Raw genomic sequence first — 20368 nt, 5'->3', positions numbered from 1 at the left:
TTTCGCTGCAGGTGAAGCTAGAGACTGTGCAGGAATGAACGGATTTCAAGCATATCGAAATCGGTAAAATCTTTAGGGTGGATCACTACGGACAGCGACCTGGTTACTAGCTGTTGTCGCGAATGCGCAACAAACGAGAGAATGATCATCTTCAGCAGGCTCTCGCGACTCAGTGCCGTTACTCGCGCCATTTCGGAGCCAATGACGGGTATAGCCACCGGCTGCAAATCTCCGTGGTGGCGTACTGCCTCCCACGTCCTGCTCAGGCTTATCCACAAAGTATCTACGTCTGATCGAACCATGAAGTCGTTCCCCATCCTTCCGTAAGCGACGCAAAATACTCGCTTACCTGAGAGGTTCAAGGTCGCCACTGTCCCGATTTGGTACCGATCCAGCTTTCCGCGCGCCTTGCTTTCCCGACGCTCAAGACTCACGATTTCCTGATCCTGCAGCGCGCAAACAAGATCCGAATCAAGATGCGATAACGCGTTGGCGTAGAAGCGACTTTGGAACTGCCCTTGCACACTACTGGGGGAAATTACTATCCCGTCGGTTGGGTCCGTGTCGAAAGTGTCCGTAAATCCGATGATGAGGTGAGCGTCTTCGGTGAGTAGGTCGCCTCTGCAGACCGAAATGGTCACATTGGGGTGAGGAATCGTATGAGTTACACGATCTCCGGGAGAGACCTTGACTGCGGCGATAAACGCTGACATCGCAACTGAGACGGCGAGCAACCATATACCGTTGGTGATCGAACTAGGCCATAGGGCAAACGCGATCTGCAAACAACCCGATATGATGCCGAAAAATACCAGCGCTTCGGCAATGAAAAGAGAAAGGCCTCTGCGTGTGAGAAGAAACCTCATTCGTGATGTTGTCAAAGACAGGCTGATCTCCCCCTTCATGCCTCTCTGATCAGCGGAGCGATTTGGATCATACGGCAACCGCACTCCAAAGACTCTCGTCTGTTCAAGAAGGCTGCTTGCCAGATGACCTCGGCTAGGTCGTGACCATGAGTCAGCATTGCGGTGTCGCCGGGCCGTCTATGGGTCTTCGTAGAGTGGCCCCTAGGGACCTACGCCGACCACTCACTCACTGCTCGGCGCTGCGCCGACGTCGATCGCGTCAGGTTGTTCCGTGCCGCGTCACTTCCTCCGCAACAAGCCTGACGAGCCTATCCGCACCCCCGGTTCCCCGGCGAGCGGACCTGGCGACCAGAGAGGCGGGCGTGCAGGCGCCAGCACGGGGAGCCATTCAGGGAGCCAACCGAGACGTCCGACTGCGGACGGACACGGACTACTGCGGACGGTGGGAGCGCCCAGACCCCGGTGCGCCAGGGCCTCCCGACCTCTCTTCCTCAGCCCTCAGTTAGCTCTCCCTTAAGCCGACCATAAGGATCTCCCTCTGCCGCTCCCAGCAGCAGATTTCACGGTTTCTTGGGGCTAGCTTCTGATCGCCCCCACGGGATCCAGCCCGTCCCCGAGGACCGTTCCGAGGAGTCTCCGCATGGTCGCAACCCGCCGTAAGGCCGCCGCCGTCGTCGCAGCCGGCGTGGGAGCCGTCGTGTTCGGTGCCGGGTCGGCGGGTGCGCACGGGACGATGGGCGATCCGGTCAGCCGGGTCGCCCAGTGCTATGCGGAGAACCCGGAGAGCCCCACGTCCGACGCGTGCAGGGCGGCGGTCGCGGCCGGTGGCACCCAGGCCCTCTACGACTGGAACGGCATCCGGATCGGGGACGCGAACGGGCAGCACCAGGCGCTGATCCCGGACGGGAAGCTGTGCAGTGCGGACAACGACGAGTTCAAGGGGCTCGACCTGGCCCGCGCCGACTGGCCGGCGACGAAGGTCGGCAGTGGGTCGTACACCTTCGAGTACCGGGTGACGGCGCCGCACAAGGGCACCTTCAAGGTGTATCTCACCAAGGCCGGTTACGACCCGGCCGAGCCGCTGGCCTGGGCGGATCTGGACCTCGACCATCCGGTCGCGACCGCCACCGACCCGGTCGCCGCCGGCGGTTTCTACACGTTCTCCGGCACGCTCCCCGAGCGGACCGGCCGCCAGCTGCTGTACGCGGTCTGGCAGCGCTCGGACAGCCCGGAGGCCTTCTACTCCTGCTCGGACGTGGACTTCGGGGCCGGTGGTACGAACGCCGCCGCCTCATCGGCGCCGACCGCCTCCGCCCCCAGCGACGAGCAGATCGCGGCCGGTGCCGACAAGTCGACGGTGGAGCACGGCGGTCACGGTGACGACGACGCGAGCACGTCGGCCGAGCCGGTCGTGGAGGCCGACGCGGCCGAGCCCGCCGGGGGCTCGGAGACCGCGACGGGGACGGGGACGACGCTGGCCGCGACCGGTGGGGACGGCAGCACGCCGTATCTCGCGATCGGCGGGGCCGCCGCCCTGGCGCTGGGCTCCGGCGCGCTCTTCCTGACGGTACGGCGGCGGGAGCGCCGGCACTGATCCCTCATGACTCCGGGGCCTGACCGGCGGCTCAGGCCGGACAGGCCCCGGCGGCGTTCAGTTGGGCAGCGGCTCAGCTGAACGCCGACGCGCAGGTGGTGGCGGAGGCGTGCGCGGGGTCGAGCGCGTTGGCCACCTCGTGGAAGGCGATCCGGTCGAAGAGGCCGATCGCCACGTGCTCGGAGAGGTCGAGCGGGCAGAGGTCCTGGAGCAGGACGTTGTCGACGTCCGAGCCGCTCAGGTACTGGCTCTGCCAGGGGGTCGCCACCTCGTCGTACTTGGTGGCGATGACCGTGTAGTGCACTCCGGGGACGGTGTCGCCGCCCGCGTTGAGCTTGGTGAGGAAGGCGGAGCCGGGGATCTGGTCGGCGAGGCCGGGGGTGGTGGCCTTGATCAGGTCCGAGGCGCCGGGGAAGTAGGGCAGCAGGTTGGTGAGGCCGCTGAGGGTGGCGCCGTGGTTGTCGGGGGCGAGACCGACGAGGGCGTTCACCTTGGCGGCGCCGCCGAGGAACCTCAGGTAGTAGCGGGGCATCATGCCGCCCTGGGAGTGGCCGACGAGGTCGGCCTTGGCGGCGCCGGTCGCGGCGAGCACTTTGTCTACGAAGGCGGAGAGTTGCTCTGCCGACTTGTCGATGGGGCCGAGGCCGTAGAAGACGGGGACGCCGGACAGCTGGCCGTAGTCGAGGGAGAAGACGCAGTAGCCGCGGTCCTCCAGGTACGGGGCGAGGGAGAGCCAGTTGTCGACGGAGTTGCCGAGGGTGCCGTGGACCAGGACCACCGGGCGGGGGTGGGCGGCGGAGGGACGGCAGGAGTAGTCGTTCCAGCCGGTCGTGGGGGCACTGGAGGCGTGGGCGGTGGCGGCGGGAACGGTGGCGACAGCGGCGGCGAGGAGCAGCGCGGTGAGGGGTCTGAGCACTCGTTTCCAGGGCAGCATCGGGTGATCTCCTTGCGGCTCAAGGGAGGTACGACGGCCTTACGCCCTGTGATCCGGATCACGAAGGATGCTGTTCACTCATCAAGTTACGGACGAGTAGTGCAAGCGTGAAGTTACGCGTCAGTAAAACTTCCGGGTAACCGGTCGCACGCCGGATGCCTGATGGGGTGTCACCAGCTGGGCCTCAGGGGACCATAGGGCGCGATACGGGCCAAAGAGTGCCGCAACACGCGCACTTCACCCTCCCCCAGCACCTCGCCCCACCCCCGCACGACCTCCGCGGCCGCCTCTTCCGCGGCCCGCGTGCACGCCCACCCCCGCTCGGTGAGCACGATCAGCCGGGCCCGCGCGTCCCCGGGATGCGGCCGGCGCTCGGCGTACCCCTTGCGCACGATCTCGTCGACGAGTTGGCTCGCCGCCTGCTTGGTCACCCCGAGATGCGCGGCGAGTTCGGTGACGGTGGCCCCGTCCGGGGCGAGCCGTGCGAAGGCGAAGCCATGGGCGGGCCTGACCCCCTCGAAGCCGCGCGCGACGACCCCCTCGTCGATACGCCGGGTCAGCTCACCGGCTGCGGCGAGCAGGGCTGCGGACAGGGCCATGGCCTCGGAGTTCTGCACGGAGGCATTGAAACACCCTTGACGGGATGGTCAAGCGGCTTGACCATGGAACACAACTAGTCAAGCAGCTTGACCATATTGTCCACGGAGGCACCCATGCCCGTCGTCCGTTCCGCCGAAGCCACCACGCACGAGATCCACGGCGCCCGTTTCGTCTCGTACGCCTCCCCCCTCACCGGCAGCAAGGAGTTGTGCACCTGGCGCGGCGAGATCCCGGCCGGGACCAGGGCCCCCGCGCACACCGTCACCCGGGAGGAGATCTTCCATCTGCTCGTCGGCGAACTCCTGATCACCCTCGACGGCCGCACCGACCGCGTCCGCGCCGGCGACACCGTCATCATCAATCCCGGTGCGGTCTTCGCCGTCGAGAACCCGACCGGCCACACCGCGCTCTCCTGGGTCACCACCTCCATCGGCCTGGAGGCGGAACTGGCCGACGGCACCCGGATCGCGCCGCCGTGGGCCAACTGACGTATACGAAGGGGGATGGGGTGTCCGTGGCCGCCGTCGGACTCCCGCGGCGGCCACGGACGTGTGTCACGGGCGAGGGAGCCTCAGCGTCCTGGCGGTGTGCGGCCGGGCGGCCCGGGCGACAGGCTCCGTGTCGCTCGCGCCTCGAACAGAGTCGGCGGGCGGGGGCGTTGACGAGATCCGCGGGCCCTGCGGGCGCGGCTCGCAGCAGGGGTTCTGGCAGGGCAGGAAGACCACCAGTCCGACGATGCCGGGCGCGGCGAGGTGACCGGGACCGGGCGTGACGCGGCCCGGAGCGGTCGACTGGTTCCTGCCCGGCGGGGTCGGGTGGGGGCTGAAGTGCATGGAAGGCGTCCCTTTCGTATGGCGTCCTGGCGGGGAGTCCGCCCGGCCGGTGGCCTCGGAACCGGTGGCCGGACGGGGACTCCCCTCCTTCTTTTTCTTTCTCTCTTCTTCCTGCTTCTCTTCTTCGGGCTTCTCTTCTTCGGACTTCGGACCGGTTCAGCGACCGGCCGCGAACTCCTGCAGCCGGTCGACCAGTTGCCGGTCGGGCCGGGCGACTATGACGCGGCCGGGGGTGCGCGCGGCGAGCCGGTCGATCTCGAACTCCAGGCCGCCGGTGGGGGCCAGGGCGGTGGAGCCGTTGGCGCGGACGTACCGGGCGAAGAGTTCGAGGCCGTCGAGGAAGGCGCGGTCGGGGGGTGTGGTGTCGGCCATGGAGTGGGTGAGCTGGTGGAACCAGTGCCGGGCCCGCCTGGACTCGCCGAGGGCCAGATGGTGCAGGTGCAGGCAGTAGGCGGCGGCACGGCTGCCGGCGCCCGCGGCGAGCTGCCACCAGAACTGGGCGGACTCCGGGTGGCGGGTGAGGTAGAGCAGACAGGCGAAGGCGAGGGCGCCGTCGACGTCCAGGTGTTCCTCCGTCAGCGGCCCGCGGTCCGGCCCTTCGGCGATCTTGGCGACGTGGTCGGCGACGGCCGGTTCGTTGAGCACCCACCGGCACACCACGCCCAGGCGCTGGCCGGCCTGGGCCGCGCGGGCGATCTCGGTGATCGGGGTACGCCGGCCGGCGTCGGCGGCGAGCCGGCGAAGGCCCGCGGCGACGTCGAAGCGGCGCGGGGCCGTGACGGGCAGCCGGACCTCGTCCAGCAGGGCGTCGAGGGCGGTGGTCACGGTCGTTCCCCCTTCTGCTGGGGCTTCTTGCGTTCGTCGGGCAGGCCGAGCTTGACGCGCAGGCGCTCCTTGCCGCGGCGCAGGTGGTGGCCGACGGTGCGTTCGTCGATGCCGACGTACCAGGCGACCTTGGCGGTGGGGTAGCCGAGGATGTAGCGGAGCACGATCACCTCGAACTGGCGGTTGGGCAGTTCCGCGATCGCCTCGTAGACCCCGCTGGTCGACTCCATCTTCTGCAGCTTGTCCCGGGCCGTGGCCAGCGCCGGGGCCAGCGCCTGGGCGATGGGCCCGTTGATGACGAACGCCGGTGCGCGGCCTTCGCGTTCGAGGCGGTCGTGCACGGCCCGCCGCATGATCGCCCAGGCGCCCTGTTCGAGGGAGCCCGAGCTCAGCAGTTCCGTCCAGCCCGCGTGGATCTGGAGGAAGACCTCGTGGATGACCTCTTCGGCCGCCTCACGGGTCCCGAAGTGGATTTCCGCGTAGGCGTGGAACGGTTCCTGGTGTCCGAGGTAGAAGGCCTCGAAGTCCAGCGGCAGGTCCAGCGGCAGGTACAGGGACTGCGACAGCCCCACGCCCTGGTCCGGGGTTGGGGCGCCCTCTGGGGCGTCGTCGTGACTCATGCGGACCTCCCGGCGGCACGGCACATGGGCAGGCTCTTCCTCTCCATCGAGGGTCGGCTGGGACCGGCGCCAACTCGAGTGCGCCGACGGCCCGTTGGGCCTGGCACCTACTCAAGTGATTCCTGGGGCGGATCACTCACGACCCGGGGAAAAAATCGCCCGGCACCCCCGCCCCCACCGCGTGCTGCAATATTCAACAAGCACTGCTAGTCACCCTCGGTAGCGCTTTGACCAGGCCCAACCCGTCCGGGTGAACGGCCGAACAGTCTTGCGCAACCCCCAGCGTGTTCTGCATCACACCAGGTCCACCGCCCCCGCGCACATCCGGCGCACACCAGCGCACGGCAGCGCACGCCCGCTCCGCACACACCCCCAAGCTTCACTAAGAGTGACGACAGTTGCCGGCGAACCCGACCACCCGACACCGAGACGCACAGGGGACCTCCCCTTGACACGGTCACCTTATCGGTAACACTGTAGCCATTATGAGCACCTGGTCTGAGCCCCAGTCCGATTCACGATTCGTCGTGGTGGACGGTCTGCGGATCCACTACAAACGCGCCGGGCGCGGCCCGGCACTCGTGCTGCTGCACGGCAGCGCCTCGTCGCTCCAGCACTTCGACCGTGCGACGGGGCTGCTGGCGGAGTCGTTCGACGTCATCCGCCCCGACCTGCCGGGGTTCGGGCTGACCGGTCCGCGCGCGGACCGGGACTACCGCGTCCCGGCGTACGCGGCGACGGTGGCGGGCCTCCTGGCGGAACTGGGCGTGCCGTCCTACGCGGTGGCCGGCAACTCGCTGGGCGGCAACATCGCCTGGAACCTCGCGCTGGACCACCCGGAGCGGCTGACCGGCCTGGTGCTGGTCAACGCCACCGGTTACCCCGAGAAGACGGTGCCGGCAGGCCTGCGGCTGACCCGCAACCCCCTGCTGCGCCCCGTACTGCGGCGGGTGATGCCGCGCGGTGCCGTCGAGCGCAACCTGCGCGCGAACGTCGGCTCCCGGTCGACGATCGTGGACGACGCCATGGTGGACCGCGCCCACCAGCTGATGAACCGGCCCGGCAACCGCTCGGCGTTCGTCGACTTCTGCAACACCGACCAGCCCGACCGCAGCGCGCGGATCCCCCGCATCACGGTGCGCACGCTCGTGCTGCGCAGCGCCGGCATCGACGGCCAGCACTTCGCCCGCGACATCCCCGGCGCCCAGGAGCTGGTGCATCCCCACGGCGGTCATCTGCTGCCGGAGGAGGAGCCGCGGTGGGTCGCGGACGCGATCGCGACGTTCCTCGGCCCCCGCGCCGACACCCCCACGCGCTGAGGCCGAGGAGGCCCGTTCCATGAAGTACTTCGTCGCATCGGGCGAGGACCGCGTACTCACCGCCGGCTCACGGCGAGCCCTGCGCGGCAGTTTCACCGAACTGTCCGACGGCGTCACGCACTACGAGCTGACGGGCCCCGAGGACGGGGACGTGGTCGTGATGGCGGGCGGACTGACCATCCCGCTGTTCTACTGGGACGGACTCGTCACCGAGCTGCACGCCCACGGGCTGCGGACCCTGACGTGCAGCGCGTACGGCCGCGGTTACTCGGACCGGGTGCGGGCGCGCTACGACGAGACGCTGTTCGTACGGCAGTTGGCCGAGCTGACGGACCGGCTCGGTCTCACGGCGCGGCCCCTGCACCTCGTCGGCACCTCCATGGGCGCCCTGGTCGTCATGGCGTACGCCGCCCGGTACCGCCCGCTGGTGTCCACCCTCACCATCGTCGGCCCCGCCGGTCTCGCGGCACCGCGGCCGACCTCCCCGCACCGGCTGCTGCGCAGCGACCTGCTGGCCGGTGCCGTCGCCCGGCGGCGCGGCCGGCGGATCCTCCTGGGGCACCTGGGGCAGAACGTCCGGGACCCCGAACTCGGCGCCGAACTCACCGAGATGGTCCTCGACGCCTTCCGCTTCGAGGGTTCGCTGTACGCGGTCTTCGACACGCTGCAGCACCTGCGGGTCTCCGGCCGTGACGACCTCTTCCGGCAGACGGGGGCACTGGGCGTACCGACGCTGCTCCTGTGGGGCGACGAGGACCGCGTCACCCCGCCGGTCCACTTCGACACGGCGCGCACCCTGCTGCGGCCCCGGCACCACCACGTGATTCCCGCATGCGGGCACATGGCCCCGTTCGAACGGCCCCGCGACGTCGCCGACCGGCTCGTCCCGTTCGTGGCCGCACGCACCGAAAGGCTCGACTCATGAACCACCCGCAGGTCATCGACGTACTGGTCATCGGCGCGGGCCCCTCGGGCTCCGCCCTGGCGATCGACCTGGTACGCCGGGGACTCGACGTACGGATCGTCGACAGGGCCCCCCACGCCTTCGACGGCTCCCGCGCCAAGGGCGTCCAGCCCCGCAGCCTCGAAGTCCTCGAAGACCTCGGCGCCCTCGACGCCGTACTGGCCGGCGGCAGCGTCTATCCCAGGCTCGGGCTCCACGCGGGCCCGCTCGCCGTGCCGTGGAAGATGTTCCCCCACAAGGAGGCGACCCCGGACGTCCCGTACCCCAACACCTGGCTGATCCCGCAGTTCCGCACGGACCGGGCCCTGCACGCCCGGCTCGGCGAGCTCGGCCGCGGGATCGAGTTCGGCAGGGAACTGACCGCGCTGACCCAGGACGAGGAGACGGTCGTCGCCGAAGTGACGGGCCCGGACGGCACGGAGGAGATCGTCGCCCGCTACGCCGTGGGCGCCGACGGTGGTTCCAGTGCGGTGCGCAAACGGCTCGGCGTCGGTTTCGTCGGGACGACGGACGAGAGCGACCGGGTGCTCATCGTCGACGCCACCGTGACCGGCCTGGCCCGCGACCGGTGGCACATGTGGCCCGGCCGGGGCGGCCGACTGATCGGCGCCTGCCCGCTCCCCGGCAGCGACCTGTTCCAGTGGATGATCCGTCTCACGCCGGACGAGGAGCCGCCGTCGGAGAAGGCCGACATCCTCCGGCGGATCCACGACCACACCCGCAACCGGCGCATCCAACTGCACGACATCCACTGGAAGTCGGTGTTCCGGCCCAACATCCGCCTGGCGCAGAGCTACGGCCGGGGACGGGTCTTCCTCGCCGGTGACGCCGCGCACGTCCACACCCCGGCCGGCGCCCAGGGCCTGAACACCGGCATGCAGGACGGCTACAACCTCGGCTGGAAGCTCGGCCAGGTCCTCGCCGGGGCCGACGCGACGCTGCTGGACACCTACGAGGCCGAGCGGCAGCCGATCGCCGCCGGGGTCCTCGGCCTGTCCACGGAGAAGTGGGGCGGCATCGCCAGGCTCGACCCGTCGAGCATGAAGCGGGGCAAGGACGAACAGCAGCTCGCCCTGACCTACTACGGCGGCCCGCTCGCCCCCGCCGACGGCGAGCGCACCGGCACCCTGCGCGTGGGCGACCGCGCCCCGGACGCCGAACTGCTCGGCGCCGACGGCACCCGGACCCGGCTGTTCGACCTCCTCCGCGGACCGGACTTCACCGCCGTCGCCTACGGCCCCGGGGCGGCCCGGGACCTCGAACGCCTCCCCTGGCCGGCGGCCGGCGCCCGGCTGAAGCGGCTCACCGTCGGGGCGGCCCCGGCCGACGGCCTCGCCTTCTCCGACCCCGGGAACACCCTGCGCGGCGCCTACGGCCTGACCGGCGACACGCTGCTGCTCATCCGTCCCGACGGCTACCTCGGGTCCATCGCCACCCGGGACTTCCTCACCACCACCCAGACCGCCGTGCGCGCGATGACGCCGCGGGCAAGGAGCCGCACCATGGCCCGGCAGAGCCACCCCTCCCCCGGTCCGGGGACCGCCGTATGAGCCGCACCCTGCTGCGCGGGGCGCGGGTCGTCACGATGGCACCGGACCGGCCCGACGCCGAACACGTCGACATCCTCGTCGACGGCGACCGCATCGCCGCCGTCGACCCGAGCATCGAGGCGCCCGACGCCGAGGCCGTCGACTTCCGCGGCCGCATCCTCATCCCCGGCCTGGTCAACGCCCACCTGCACACCTGGCAGACCGCGCTGCGCTCGGTGGGCGCCGACTGGACGCTGATGGAGTACCTCACCCGCCTCCACGGCGGGATCGCCGGGCACTACACCCCCGCCGACCTGCGCGTCGGCACACTCGCCGGCGCACTGAACCAGCTCGACTGCGGTACGACGACCCTGGGCGACTGGTGTCACAACGCCCTGTCGGCCGAGCACGCCGACGCGGCCGTCGAGGGACTGGCCCAGGCCGGGATCCGCGCCGTCTTCCTGCACGGCACGCCCTACCGCGCGCCGGAGGTCCCCCATCCGCTCGCCGAGATCGACCGGCTGCTCGACGGACCCGTCCGCGACCACGCCCTGCTCACCCTGGGCATGGCCGTCCAGGGGCCGCAGTACTCCTCCGCCGAGACCGCGGTGGCCGATGTCCGGGCCGGCACGGAACGCGGTCTCGTCGTCTCGACGCACCAGAGCGGCGGGGAACCCGCGCCCGGCTGGGACGCCCTGCGCGCCGCCGGGCTGTTCGGCCCGCTCACCAACATCGTGCACGGCGCCGGCCTGCCCGACGACTGGATCAGCGCGCTCGTCGAGGCGGGCGCCACCTTCACCACCACCCCCGAGAACGAACTGGGCCAGGGACACGGCACACCCGTCACCGGGTCCCTGCTGCGCCTGGGCGCGGCGCCCTCCCTGGGCACCGACATCGACATCGCCGTACCCGGCAAACTGCTTACCGCGGCCCGGATCGCCCTGGCCCACCAGCGCAGCCTGGACCACGCCCGGCACCGGCACACGACCGGCACGCACGCCGGCACACCCTCGGTCACCGCCAGGCAGGCGCTGGCCTGGGCCACGGTCGAAGGGGCGAGGGCACTGGGCCTGGCCGACCGGGTGGGCCGGATCGAGGTGGGCCTGCAGGCCGACCTGGTCGCCGTCGACGCCCGGGCGTTCAACCTGTGGCCGGCGCACGACCCGGTCGCCACGGTCCTGCACGCCGACATCGCGAACATCGAGGCCGTGATGGTCGCCGGTGTCTGGCGCAAGCGCGATCACACCCTGCTCGCGTCCGGCCTCGACGAGGTCAAGGAGCAACTCCGCGAGTCCGGGGACCGGCTGCTGCGCACCGTCCGCTGAACCGTGCGCCGAGGGGCCGCCGGCCCCTCGGGGAGCGCGCGGAGCCGCTGCGCGGCGGAGTCAGACGTCGTCGCGCAGGCGGGCCAGCCCACCGAGGAGGAGTTCGAGGCCGAAGGAGAACTCGTCCTCGATCGGAACGGGCATCGCCCCGGCGACGGTGGCGGTCGCCGGGAACAGCTCCGGATCCACGCTCCGGAAGACGGCGGCGAGTTGTGCGTCGCCGGGTTCCCCAGCGCCGCCATGTCCGTTGACCTGGATGGCGAATCCGAGGACATAGCGGGCCAGGGTCGCGTACGCGTGCGCGGCCGTGCGCGGCGGGAAGCCGCTGTCGAGCAGCACCGCGACGCAGTGTTCCCGCAGTGCCATCGCGTTCGGCCCCAGGGGAATCTGCTCGACCATCAGCCGCGCCGCGTTCCGGTGCCGGGCCAGGGCGTCGAACATGGTGTGCGCGACCGTCCGCAGCGCCTGCTGCCAGCCCATCGCGAGGAGTTCGCCGCCGTTCAACCGCACGGCTCCGAACATGCGGTCCACGACGTGGGCGACCAGCGCCGCCCGGTTGTCGAAGTGCCGGTACAGCGTGGCCGTGCCCGAGCCCAGGCGCTGGGCCAGCGTCCGCATCGAGAGGGCGTCGGCGCCCTCCTCGTCCACGATCCGCAGCGCGGTGGAGACGATCCGCTCCAGCGGCACGGGCGGACGCCCCGGCGAACGCCGCACCGATGCCGCGCCCTCTCCCGCAGGTCCAGCTGCTGCCACGGAACGTCCCACCTCCTCGGCCAGCACCATAACAGCGACACCGTATCCGCTATGAAGATCACCTCACTGCCCGAGACCGGTGTGCCCCTGGGGGGCGCGCCCGGCGAGAGTCGCCGGATGCACGGCCCCGGGTCCGAAGCGGCGGCGGGCCCGGTCGGCGGCGGCCTCGGCCGCGCGGGCCCGGTCGTCGCCGGGGTCCATGGAGAGCTGGCGGTAGGCGCCGTCGGCCGGTTGCAGGGCGTCGGCGCGGATCACGAAGGCGCGGACCCTCGCCCGCTGCAGTCCGAGTGCGTCCAGCAGTCCCAGGGCGGCCGCCGCGAGGGCGGGTGAGTGGTCGGTCGGCTCCGGCAGTGTGCGTGTACGCGTGGTGGAGCTGCGGTCGGCGTACCGCACGGTGAGGGTGAGCCGGCCGGTGATCTGGCGTTCGCCGCGCAGACGTTGGCCTACCTGACCGGCGAGCCGCAGGACCGCTCGGTGCTGCTGTGCCGGGTCGAGGCAGTCCCGGTCCAGTGCCAGGTCGGCGGCCAGGTGCGCGGCCGGTTCCGAGGGGGTGACCGGGCGGGGGTCGTGGCCGCGGGCGCGCTCCGCGAGCAGCCGGGCGGGGCCCGCGCCGAGCAACCGCTGCAGGGTCCCCGCGGGCAGGTCGGCGAGCTGGCCGATGGTGTGCAGCCCGTACCTGCCGAGTGTCTGCGCCGTGGCGCGGCCGATCCCGGGCAGGGCGGTGACCGGCCGCGGATACAGCCAGTCGGCCGCCTGTCCGGTGGAAACCCAGGTGGTGTCTCCCGGCGCGGACGCGTCGGCGGCCATGGCCGCGAGCATGCGGTTGCCCGCGAGGCCGGCACTGCTGTCGATGCCGTAGAGGGCCTTCAGCCTCATCATCGTCGTCTGGACCATGTCGTAGGGGGACAGGTCGAAGTACCGGAGCGCCGAGGTCAGATCGAGCTGTACGGCGTCGGGCGGTACCGCCTGCACATGAGGCGTGACATCAGACATCAGTTCGATTATATCGGCGTACTGAGCCTCCGTCAGTGCCGCGTGCAGGTGCAGGTGGGCGATGTGCCGCTGCCGCGCGCCCGCCCCGCTCATCCCGCGCTCCCGGGGCTGCGGTGGCCGAACTTCTTCAGGTCGGCGGAACGGGTGCCGGCCGGCTGGAGGTCGGCGTACGGGTGGAGGCGGGCACCCGCCGTGCCGTCGGCCAGGGTGCGCCGCGGCTGGGCGGGGGTCGGATGCGGACGGCTGCGGCCGAGGAGGGCGAGGGCGGCCTCGGGGCCGTCGTCCCGGCGCGCGGCGGCGATCTCGTCCAGGTCCCAGGCCATGGTCCCGACGACGGTACGACGGGTGCCGCGCACCTGGACCGTGCCGCGCACCAGCAGCAGCCCGCTGTGGAAGACGGTGTGCGCGCAGGCCGGATGGGAGTCCTCGAAGAACGCGAGGTCGACGAGTCCGGAGCCGTCCTCCAGGGTGACGAAGATGATCCGCTTGCCGCTCGCGATCGGCGGGGTCTGGGTCGAGGCCCGCACCCCCGCGACCAGGACCTGCCGGCCGGCGTGCAGGCCCGCCAGGTGCGCCGCGTCGGTCGCGCCGATCTCCCGCAGCAGCCGGTGGTGGTGCTCCATCAGATGCCGGGAGACGTCGATGCCGAGGGTGTTCAGCTCGGCGCTCAGGGCCTCGCGTCCGGTCATCTCCGGCAGCCCGCTCGGTTCCGCCCCGCCGACGGCGTCCGCGCTGATGGGCAGTTGGCCCGCGCCCGCGGACCGGTTGCGGGACTGGTGGTGGAGTTCGGCGATCTGAAGCAGCAGGTCACGGCGGGTGAGGCGGCCGTCGTGCAGACAGTTCAGGGCGCCGATCCCGGCGAGGCGTTCGGCGACCGGTCTGCTGGGACGGGCCCGCTGCCAGAAGTCCGACAGCGAACCGTACGGCTGCCCCTCCTCGATCCGCGCGCACTCCGCCTCGCTGATCCCGTGCACCGCGGACAGCGCGAGCCGCACCCCCCACCGGTCCCCGTCGGCCTTCTCCACGGTGTGCCTCACCCGTGAGTCGTTGACGTCGACGGGCAGGACGGGAACCCCGCCCCGGCGGGCGTCGGAGACCAGGACCCGCTTGGGCCACATGCCGGGGTCGTGTTCGAGGAGACCGGACAGCAGGAACGCCGGGTAGTGAGCCTTGAGCCAGGCGCTCTGCAGCGCGGGGACGGCGAAGGCGACCGCGTGCGCCCGGCAGAAGCCGTACGCGCCGAAGGCCTCCACGGTCTTCCACACCTCGTCCCGCACAGCCGCGCTGTAACCACGCGCGCGGGCCTCCTGATGGAACCAGTCCTTGATCCTGGGCAGTTGCTCCTTGTCGCCGAGCGCCCGCCGGGTGATCTCCGCGAAGGCCCGGTCGCAGCCGGTCAGCACGGACAGCGTCTCGATGATCTGCTCGTGCCAGATGGTCACGCCGTACGTGTCGGCGAGGACCGGTTCGAGATCCGGGTGGGCGTAGACGGGCGTGCCGCCGTGCCGGGCGGCGATGTAGCGCTCGGGCATGCCACCGGCCACCGGCCCCGGGCGGAAGAGGCTGATGTCGGCGATGACGTCCTGGACGTCACGGGGCTGGAGCCGGGACAGCAGGTCCTGCTGGCCGGGCGACTCCAACTGGAACAGGCCGAGGGTCTGGCTGGCCTGGATGAGTTTGAAGGCGAAGACATCGTCGAGCGGCACCTGTTCGGGGTCGTCGAGGACGATGTGACGGCCGGTGGTGCGCTCGATCTCGGCGACCGCGTGGGCCATCGCGGACTGCATCCGCACGCCCAGGACGTCGAGTTTGATGTTGCCCAGCGCCTCGATCTCCTCCTTCGCGGCCATGGCCATGGGGTAGTCGCCCTGCGGGGTGGGCTGCACCGGCAGCCGGTCCAGGAGGGTGGCGTCGCTGATGACCACGCCGCAGGGGTGCATGGCCATGCCGTGGACCAGGGAGTCGAGGCCCTCGGCAAGCTCCCACAGCGGACCGAACCGGTGCGCCTCGGCGGCCAGTTGCCGTAGTTCGGGCAGTTCGGCGAGGGCACTGCCGATGTCGCAGGCGCGCAGGTGCGGGAAGCTCTTGGCGATCCGGTCGACCTCGGCGGGCGGGATGCCGAGGGCGAGGCCGGTGTCGCGCAGGGCCCGGCGGGCGCGGTAGGTCTCGGGCATCGCGGTGACGGCCACCCGCTCCTTGCCGAAGCGTTCGAAGATCGTGTCGTAGCACTCCAGGCGGCGGGCGGACTCCACGTCGATGTCGATGTCGGGCAGTGACTCCCGGCGCCGGCTCAGGAAGCGTTCGAACAGCAGGCTGTGGTCGAGCGGGTTGGCGGTGGCGATGTCCAGGGCGTGGCAGACCAGGGAGCCGGCGCCGGAGCCGCGGGCCGCGACCCGGATGCCCTTGGCCCGGATGTCGGCGACGACCTGTCCGATGGCGAGGAAGTACGAGTCGTAGTTCCAGTGGGAGATGACGGCGAGTTCCTCGTCCAGCCGGGCGAGCGCCTGCCGGTCGCGGTCGAGGCCGCGCCGGGCCAGGCCGGCCTCACAGCGCAGGCGGAGCAGCCGGGCCGCGCCGTCCGCGCCGGGGTCGGCGCCGAAGAGCGCCGGTTCGGGGAGGTGCGGGGTGCGGAGGCCGAGGTCGGCCGCCGGGTCGACGGTGCACGCGGCCGCGGTGGCGGCGGTGTCCGCCAGCAGCCGGCGGGCCCGGTGGACGTCCGCTCCGGCGCATTCGGCGATCATGCGGGCGACGGTCTCCATTCCTCGCTCGTCCTTGAGCCAGCGCTGCCCGCTGTCCAGGCGGCGCCGGTCGATGGGTCTGAGCAGCCGGGCGGCGTCCAGGACGTCGGCGAGGCGGTGCTGGTCGGGGTCGGCGTAGCGGACGGCGTTGGAGAGCACGGCGGTGGTGCGGGTGCGGTCGGCCAGCGCGAGGGTGCGGGCAGCCAGTCGTAGCGATCCCGCCCCGATGCCGAAACGTTTCTGCGCAACGATCTCCAACCGGACCCCACTCCCGAAGATCTCCTTCCAGGGCGCCAGCAGCCTCATCGCGACGTCCTCCCGGCCCACCGACAGCGCCCGCACCGGCTCCGAGAGCGGGCCGAGCAGCACGGTCAGGCCAGGGCCGCCGTACTCGCGCAGCGCCTCCCACGGCACCACCGGCGGCACGCCGGACACGGCACCGACATGGGCGGCCGACGTGATCCGGCACAGCCGCGCCCAGCCCTCCCCGTCCTGCGCGAGCAGCACGAACCGCAGCGGCGGCTCGACCACGTGCGCGCCGCCGCGCGCCGGGGCGCGGCGGCGCTGGGCGGGCGGCGCAGGCGCCAGGGCCCGTACCGCCAGATCGATGCCGAAGACCGGCCGGACCCCCTCCTTCGCACAGGCCTGCGCGAATCGAACAGTTCCGGTGACCGTGTCCCGGTCGGCGAGCGCGAGCGCGGACACGCCCCGCTCGGCCGCCCGCCGGACCAGCTGCTCGGGACGGGAGGCGCCGTAGCGGGCGGAGTAACCGGACGCGACGTGCAGATGGGCGAAGCCCGTCATGCCGCACCTCCATCACTCCACCCCTTTTCGGCCATAAATCTGAAACACCCGATATGTTCATCGTACTCGCGTTCGATTACTCTAACCCCATCAGCACCGGTCAGCGACCTGGATTCGAACACATCTCCGATTCCTTGATGAGGTGGCCGGCGGCCGAAACAGGACTGCCCCGCCATCTCCCGGGCGGGGCAGAACAGTTGGAGACCGGGACCTATTCGGACTCGGGAGTGTCCGCCTCGGCGGCTTCCGGTTCCCCGGCGATCGTCCGGGCGGCGGTCACGGCGGCCGTCGGGCGCTGTGCGGTCTCCAGGGCGTGCAGACGGCGCTTGATGTCCTTCAGCTCTGTGAGGAGGGTGTCGGGGCGGTTGATCCTGGTCATGGCGTGCTCCTCGTTCAGGTTCAGGTTCAGGGGGTGTTCGTGGCGGGTGTCACGGTCAGCTGGACCTGCTCCTCCCCCGCGTCGTTGCCCGGGGTGACCTCGATCCCGGTGATCCGTACGTCGAAGTGGGTGCCCTCGGGGAAGAACACGTCCTTGATGACGACGGTCGCGTCGTCGCCGACCTGGTAGGAGCCGAGTACGGGTTCCAGGTCGGCGCGCACGGTCAGTTCGGGCAGGACGACGGGGGCCGAGACGGCGGCGAGGGCCGACCGGGCCTGGGAGCGCAGGAGGTTCGCATCGGTGAGGTTGACGTAGGAGACCTCGGTCTCGGTGAGGGGACGTCCGGTGGTGCGGTCCTCGGCGACGGCGACGAGCTGGCCGTTCTCGCTCTGCTCGCCGAGGGCGAAGACGCGGCTCGCGGTGGAGGCGCCGTCCACCGGCCAGGTGTAGCCGGTGAGGCCGGCCCCGTACTCCCACACATGCGGGGTGCCCTGCTGGCCGAGGTGGGGGGTGCCGACGCGGAGTCTGCGGACGGGGCGGCCGTCGGTGCCGTACGCCACGTCGAAGAGGAAGTCGGGGCCGTCCTCCAGGCTGGCCAGTTCGCGCAGCGCCTCGCCGACGCTCTTGAGGCCGCTGCCGGGGTAGTCGAGGGTGCGGGTGATGCCGGAGGCGGCCGTGGACTCGGGGCGGACCTGGATGTCGCCGCCTTCGTGGGCCTGGGCGGTGGCGACCAGGGCGCGGGCGATGTCCGACTGGTCGCGATCGGTGAAGGGGACGTGGACGGTGGCCCAGTCGGTGGTGTCGGGGTCGAAGTCGGCGGGCAGGACACGGCGGTGGTCGAAGTAGGAGAGGAAACCGGCCGCCCCGATCTCCAGGTGCCGGTCGGCGGAGGTGTACTTGGCGGTCCAGATCACCCCGCCCCAGACGAGCACGCCGTCCCGCTCGACGTAGAGGGCGGCCCGTCCGGGTTCGGTGAGTTCCCGGGGGCGGTGGACGGCGACCCGGGGGTCGCCGAGGGGCAACCGGGCGCGGAACTCACCGGCTTCGTTCAGCTGCGTACTGAACGTGGCGTCGTACAGAGGGAGTTCGTCGGTGATGGCGCCGGTCGCGAGGTCGGCGGTGTAGTAGGTGTAGCGGGTCGGGGTGCGGGTCACTAGCCCACCAGCCAGGTGGTGTTGAGGTAGAGCAGCTGGGCGGCCGGGAGGGCGGTCGACTGGGGGTACACCAGCAGGTTGCCGTCGGTGTTGAGCATGAGCTCGACGCCGGTCCTCGTGCCGCCCAGCACCGCGTACCAGTGGTGCCGCACCGCCGGGCGGAACCCGGCCGGGACGGTGATGATGGTGGGGGCGGTGCTGGCCGCGACGGCCACGCTGGTGATCATCGCGCCGCGCAGATGGACGACGGACCCGATCCGCCGTACCGCCGGGTTCTCGGAGTTGTAGACGGTCCAGTTGGCGAGCAGGGTGAGCGCGGTCCAGCCGGTGTCGTCGTTGAGGGCCCGCCAGCCCGCCGAACTGTCGTACCACTCCAGGTGGTTGGTGTCCCAGCGGTGGACGTACATGCCGCTGTAGGGGTACGTGGGCCGGCCGGCCTCGCCCGAGATGCGGAGGATGCCGCCGGCGGCCGTGGTCCAGGGGCGCAGGTCCTCGATGTCGGCGCTGGTGACGGTCGTGACGTTCTTCGCGACCTTGATCCGGGCGAGCGGGACGGCGTCGCCGGTCACCGCGGGGTCCACGGGGGTGGCGGCGGCGGTGCCCTTGACGAGTTCGACGGTCATGGCGGTGGTGGCGTCGCCGTACTGGACGTCCCGCTGCCGGGCGACGACCAGGTCGTTGCGCGGATTGGCCGCGTCGGCGGGGTTGGTGCCGAGCACGTCCAGGGTCTTGAGCTGGTCGAGCGTGACGAGGTAGGCGCCGGTCGCGGTGGCCCTCGTGCCCTGGATCACGCCCTGGAAGGGGTTGACGGTGACCTTGCCGGACACGGTGGCGGTGGCCAGGACCTTGCCGGGATCGCCGGTGGACGGCCGGATCCCGCTACGGGCCTGCACCGGGCCCGCACCGGGCGCACCGAGCACCCCGGTGGCGAGCCGGGCGTCCTCGGCGTCGACGACCCCGCCGGAGATCCAGCCGGAGTCGCGTTCTGGGGTGGGCGTGCTCATGCGGGTGCTCCTCGTGGGAAAGGTGGCATGCGGGATCGGGCGGTCGCCGTCAGGGAACGGGGAAGGCCAGCACCCGCAGCCCGGAGTAGATCGAGTTGGCGAGACCGGTCACAGTCCCCGTGCCCGCGACCCGTTGGAACTGCTGGACGAACACCAGAGGGGTCGTGCCGGCGGGCATCAGCCGGTGGGCGGTGGTCACGCTCGTGTTGACGCCGGTGGGCCCGCCGGAGAAGGCGCTGATGCCCAGGTTGGCGCTCTCGCCGACCACTTTGATCGAGTGGTCGTACCGGGAGTCGGTGGACGAGGACGTGGCCGTCAGCTGGGCGGTGCACATCAGCATGCGCGGGTACGGGGCGGGGGTGATCGTCACCTGGTTGAACACGAAGACGGTCGTGTCGGTCGAGCCGGACTTGGGCCAGCCCGTGTCGGCCGGGCCGAAGAACTGCACCGCGCCGGTGACCGCGGGCCGCCAGGCGGTGTCGACGCGGACCAGGTCGAGCCCGGTTTCGAGGTCGTACAGCCGCTGCCCCGAGTACCCGTCGGCCGGGAGCGTCTCGGCGGCCTGAAGCGGTAACACCCCGCCCGCGGCGACCGTGGAGACGCGCAGGTCCTTGATGTCGGCCGTGGTGACGGACCCCGCGTTCGCGCGGACGGTGATCTGGGCGAGCGGGATGAGGTCGCCGGTCACCGTGGGCGCGACCGGCGTGGCCGCGGGTGCCCCGGCCACCACCCGTACCAGCATCCCGTCGCTCTCGTCGCCGTACTGCCGGTCGGTCTGCTGGGCCACGACGAGGGCGATCCGGGGGTTGGAGGTGTCGGCCGGGGCGGCGGTCAGCACGTCGAGGGTCTTCTGCTGGGCCAGCGTGATCAGGTACGCGCCCGCGGCGGTGGTGCGGGTGCCCTGGACGACCCCCTGGAAGGGCCGGACGGTCACATTGCGCGAGGGGGTGGAGGTCGCCTCGACGTTGCCGGGGCTGCCCGGGCCGGGCCTGATGCCGGTGCGGGCGGCGATCGGGGTGTTCGGGTTCGCGGACGCCGAGGCGAGCACGCCGGTGGCGAGCCGGGCGTCCTCGGCGTCGACGACGCTGCCGGAGAGCCATCCGGAGTCGCGCTCGAAGTCAGCCATGAGGATGC

18 protein-coding genes are annotated in these 20368 nt (G+C 71.2%); 6 read left to right on the top strand and 12 right to left on the bottom strand.

Annotated features, from left to right (window positions below; all coding sequences use genetic code 11):
- Nucleotides 1–17: 17 nt before the first annotated feature.
- A complete protein-coding gene (locus ACGFZS_RS27830) occupies nucleotides 18–905 on the bottom strand; it encodes a macro domain-containing protein (protein ID WP_393797413.1) in 888 nt (295 codons plus the stop codon).
- A gap of 601 nt (nucleotides 906–1506) precedes the next feature.
- Between ACGFZS_RS27830 and ACGFZS_RS27825 the strand changes: the two genes are divergently transcribed.
- Nucleotides 1507–2460, top strand: coding sequence for a lytic polysaccharide monooxygenase (locus tag ACGFZS_RS27825; RefSeq protein ID WP_393797412.1), 954 nt, complete (start codon nucleotides 1507–1509; stop codon nucleotides 2458–2460).
- A 73-nt stretch (nucleotides 2461–2533) separates the two neighbouring features.
- Here ACGFZS_RS27825 and ACGFZS_RS27820 read toward each other — a convergent pair whose 3' ends face one another.
- Entirely contained in the window at nucleotides 2534–3394 is an 861-nt protein-coding gene (locus ACGFZS_RS27820) for an esterase/lipase family protein (protein ID WP_393797411.1), read from the bottom strand.
- Nucleotides 3395–3564: 170 nt separating this feature from the next.
- Nucleotides 3565–4011, bottom strand: a complete 447-nt coding sequence (locus ACGFZS_RS27815) for a MarR family winged helix-turn-helix transcriptional regulator (RefSeq protein ID WP_393667654.1) — start codon at nucleotides 4009–4011, stop codon at nucleotides 3565–3567.
- A 96-nt stretch (nucleotides 4012–4107) separates the two neighbouring features.
- On the opposite strand from ACGFZS_RS27815, the gene ACGFZS_RS27810 reads away from it, so the two are divergent.
- On the top strand, nucleotides 4108–4482 hold the full coding sequence (locus ACGFZS_RS27810) for a cupin domain-containing protein (protein ID WP_393797410.1): 375 nt from the start codon (nucleotides 4108–4110) through the stop codon (nucleotides 4480–4482).
- A gap of 501 nt (nucleotides 4483–4983) precedes the next feature.
- Here ACGFZS_RS27810 and ACGFZS_RS27805 read toward each other — a convergent pair.
- Both ACGFZS_RS27805 and ACGFZS_RS27800 read right to left on the bottom strand, forming a co-directional pair.
- Entirely contained in the window at nucleotides 4984–5652 is a 669-nt protein-coding gene (locus ACGFZS_RS27805) for a hypothetical protein (RefSeq protein ID WP_393797409.1), read from the bottom strand.
- Nucleotides 5649–6272 carry an RNA polymerase sigma factor gene (locus ACGFZS_RS27800; protein ID WP_393797408.1) on the bottom strand — a complete coding sequence of 208 codons (624 nt, stop codon included), beginning with the start codon at nucleotides 6270–6272 and terminating at the stop codon, nucleotides 5649–5651. The genes ACGFZS_RS27805 and ACGFZS_RS27800 overlap by 4 nt, the downstream gene beginning before the upstream one ends.
- Nucleotides 6273–6757: 485 nt before the next feature.
- Between ACGFZS_RS27800 and ACGFZS_RS27795 the strand changes: the two genes are divergently transcribed.
- The 4 genes from ACGFZS_RS27795 to ACGFZS_RS27780 are packed head-to-tail and all read left to right on the top strand — an operon-like array spanning nucleotide 6758 to nucleotide 11409.
- The gene (locus tag ACGFZS_RS27795; protein ID WP_393797407.1) at nucleotides 6758–7591 is read left to right on the top strand and encodes an alpha/beta fold hydrolase; all 834 of its coding nucleotides are present in this window, start codon (nucleotides 6758–6760) and stop codon (nucleotides 7589–7591) included.
- A 19-nt stretch (nucleotides 7592–7610) separates the two neighbouring features.
- Nucleotides 7611–8516: an alpha/beta fold hydrolase gene (locus ACGFZS_RS27790; RefSeq protein ID WP_393797406.1), complete on the top strand. Its 906-nt coding sequence runs from the start codon at nucleotides 7611–7613 to the stop codon at nucleotides 8514–8516.
- The gene (locus ACGFZS_RS27785; protein ID WP_393797405.1) at nucleotides 8513–10105 is read left to right on the top strand and encodes an FAD-dependent oxidoreductase; all 1593 of its coding nucleotides are present in this window, start codon (nucleotides 8513–8515) and stop codon (nucleotides 10103–10105) included. Before ACGFZS_RS27790 ends, ACGFZS_RS27785 begins: the two co-directional genes overlap by 4 nt.
- On the top strand, nucleotides 10102–11409 hold the full coding sequence (locus ACGFZS_RS27780; protein ID WP_393797404.1) for an amidohydrolase family protein: 1308 nt from the start codon (nucleotides 10102–10104) through the stop codon (nucleotides 11407–11409). The genes ACGFZS_RS27785 and ACGFZS_RS27780 overlap by 4 nt, the downstream gene beginning before the upstream one ends.
- 60 nt (nucleotides 11410–11469) lie before the next feature.
- Here the strand turns inward: ACGFZS_RS27780 and ACGFZS_RS27775 are convergent, their stop codons facing one another.
- The 7 genes from ACGFZS_RS27775 to ACGFZS_RS27745 form a co-directional block, all read right to left on the bottom strand.
- The gene (locus ACGFZS_RS27775) at nucleotides 11470–12096 is read right to left on the bottom strand and encodes a TetR/AcrR family transcriptional regulator (RefSeq protein ID WP_393667637.1); all 627 of its coding nucleotides are present in this window, start codon (nucleotides 12094–12096) and stop codon (nucleotides 11470–11472) included.
- Nucleotides 12097–12225: 129 nt separating this feature from the next.
- The gene (locus ACGFZS_RS27770) at nucleotides 12226–13248 is read right to left on the bottom strand and encodes an ImpB/MucB/SamB family protein (RefSeq protein ID WP_393797403.1); all 1023 of its coding nucleotides are present in this window, start codon (nucleotides 13246–13248) and stop codon (nucleotides 12226–12228) included.
- Nucleotides 13245–16697: a DNA polymerase III subunit alpha gene (locus tag ACGFZS_RS27765; protein WP_393797402.1), complete on the bottom strand. Its 3453-nt coding sequence runs from the start codon at nucleotides 16695–16697 to the stop codon at nucleotides 13245–13247. Before ACGFZS_RS27765 ends, ACGFZS_RS27770 begins: the two co-directional genes overlap by 4 nt.
- Nucleotides 16698–16908: 211 nt before the next feature.
- The gene (locus tag ACGFZS_RS27760) at nucleotides 16909–17076 is read right to left on the bottom strand and encodes a hypothetical protein (protein WP_393797401.1); all 168 of its coding nucleotides are present in this window, start codon (nucleotides 17074–17076) and stop codon (nucleotides 16909–16911) included.
- Between the two features lie 26 nt (nucleotides 17077–17102).
- Nucleotides 17103–18230, bottom strand: a complete 1128-nt coding sequence (locus ACGFZS_RS27755) for a hypothetical protein (RefSeq protein ID WP_393797400.1) — start codon at nucleotides 18228–18230, stop codon at nucleotides 17103–17105.
- Entirely contained in the window at nucleotides 18230–19234 is a 1005-nt protein-coding gene (locus ACGFZS_RS27750) for a hypothetical protein (protein WP_393797399.1), read from the bottom strand. The genes ACGFZS_RS27755 and ACGFZS_RS27750 overlap by 1 nt, the downstream gene beginning before the upstream one ends.
- Nucleotides 19235–19283: 49 nt before the next feature.
- Nucleotides 19284–20360: a hypothetical protein gene (locus ACGFZS_RS27745; RefSeq protein WP_393797398.1), complete on the bottom strand. Its 1077-nt coding sequence runs from the start codon at nucleotides 20358–20360 to the stop codon at nucleotides 19284–19286.
- Nucleotides 20361–20368 lie beyond the last annotated feature (8 nt).

Origin of the sequence: Streptomyces sp. NPDC048288 (assembly GCF_043201555.1) — a bacterium.
GTDB lineage: Bacteria > Actinomycetota > Actinomycetes > Streptomycetales > Streptomycetaceae > Streptomyces.
Note: the sequence above shows the minus strand (reverse complement) of the source record. Positions and strands in the feature narration are given on the sequence as shown.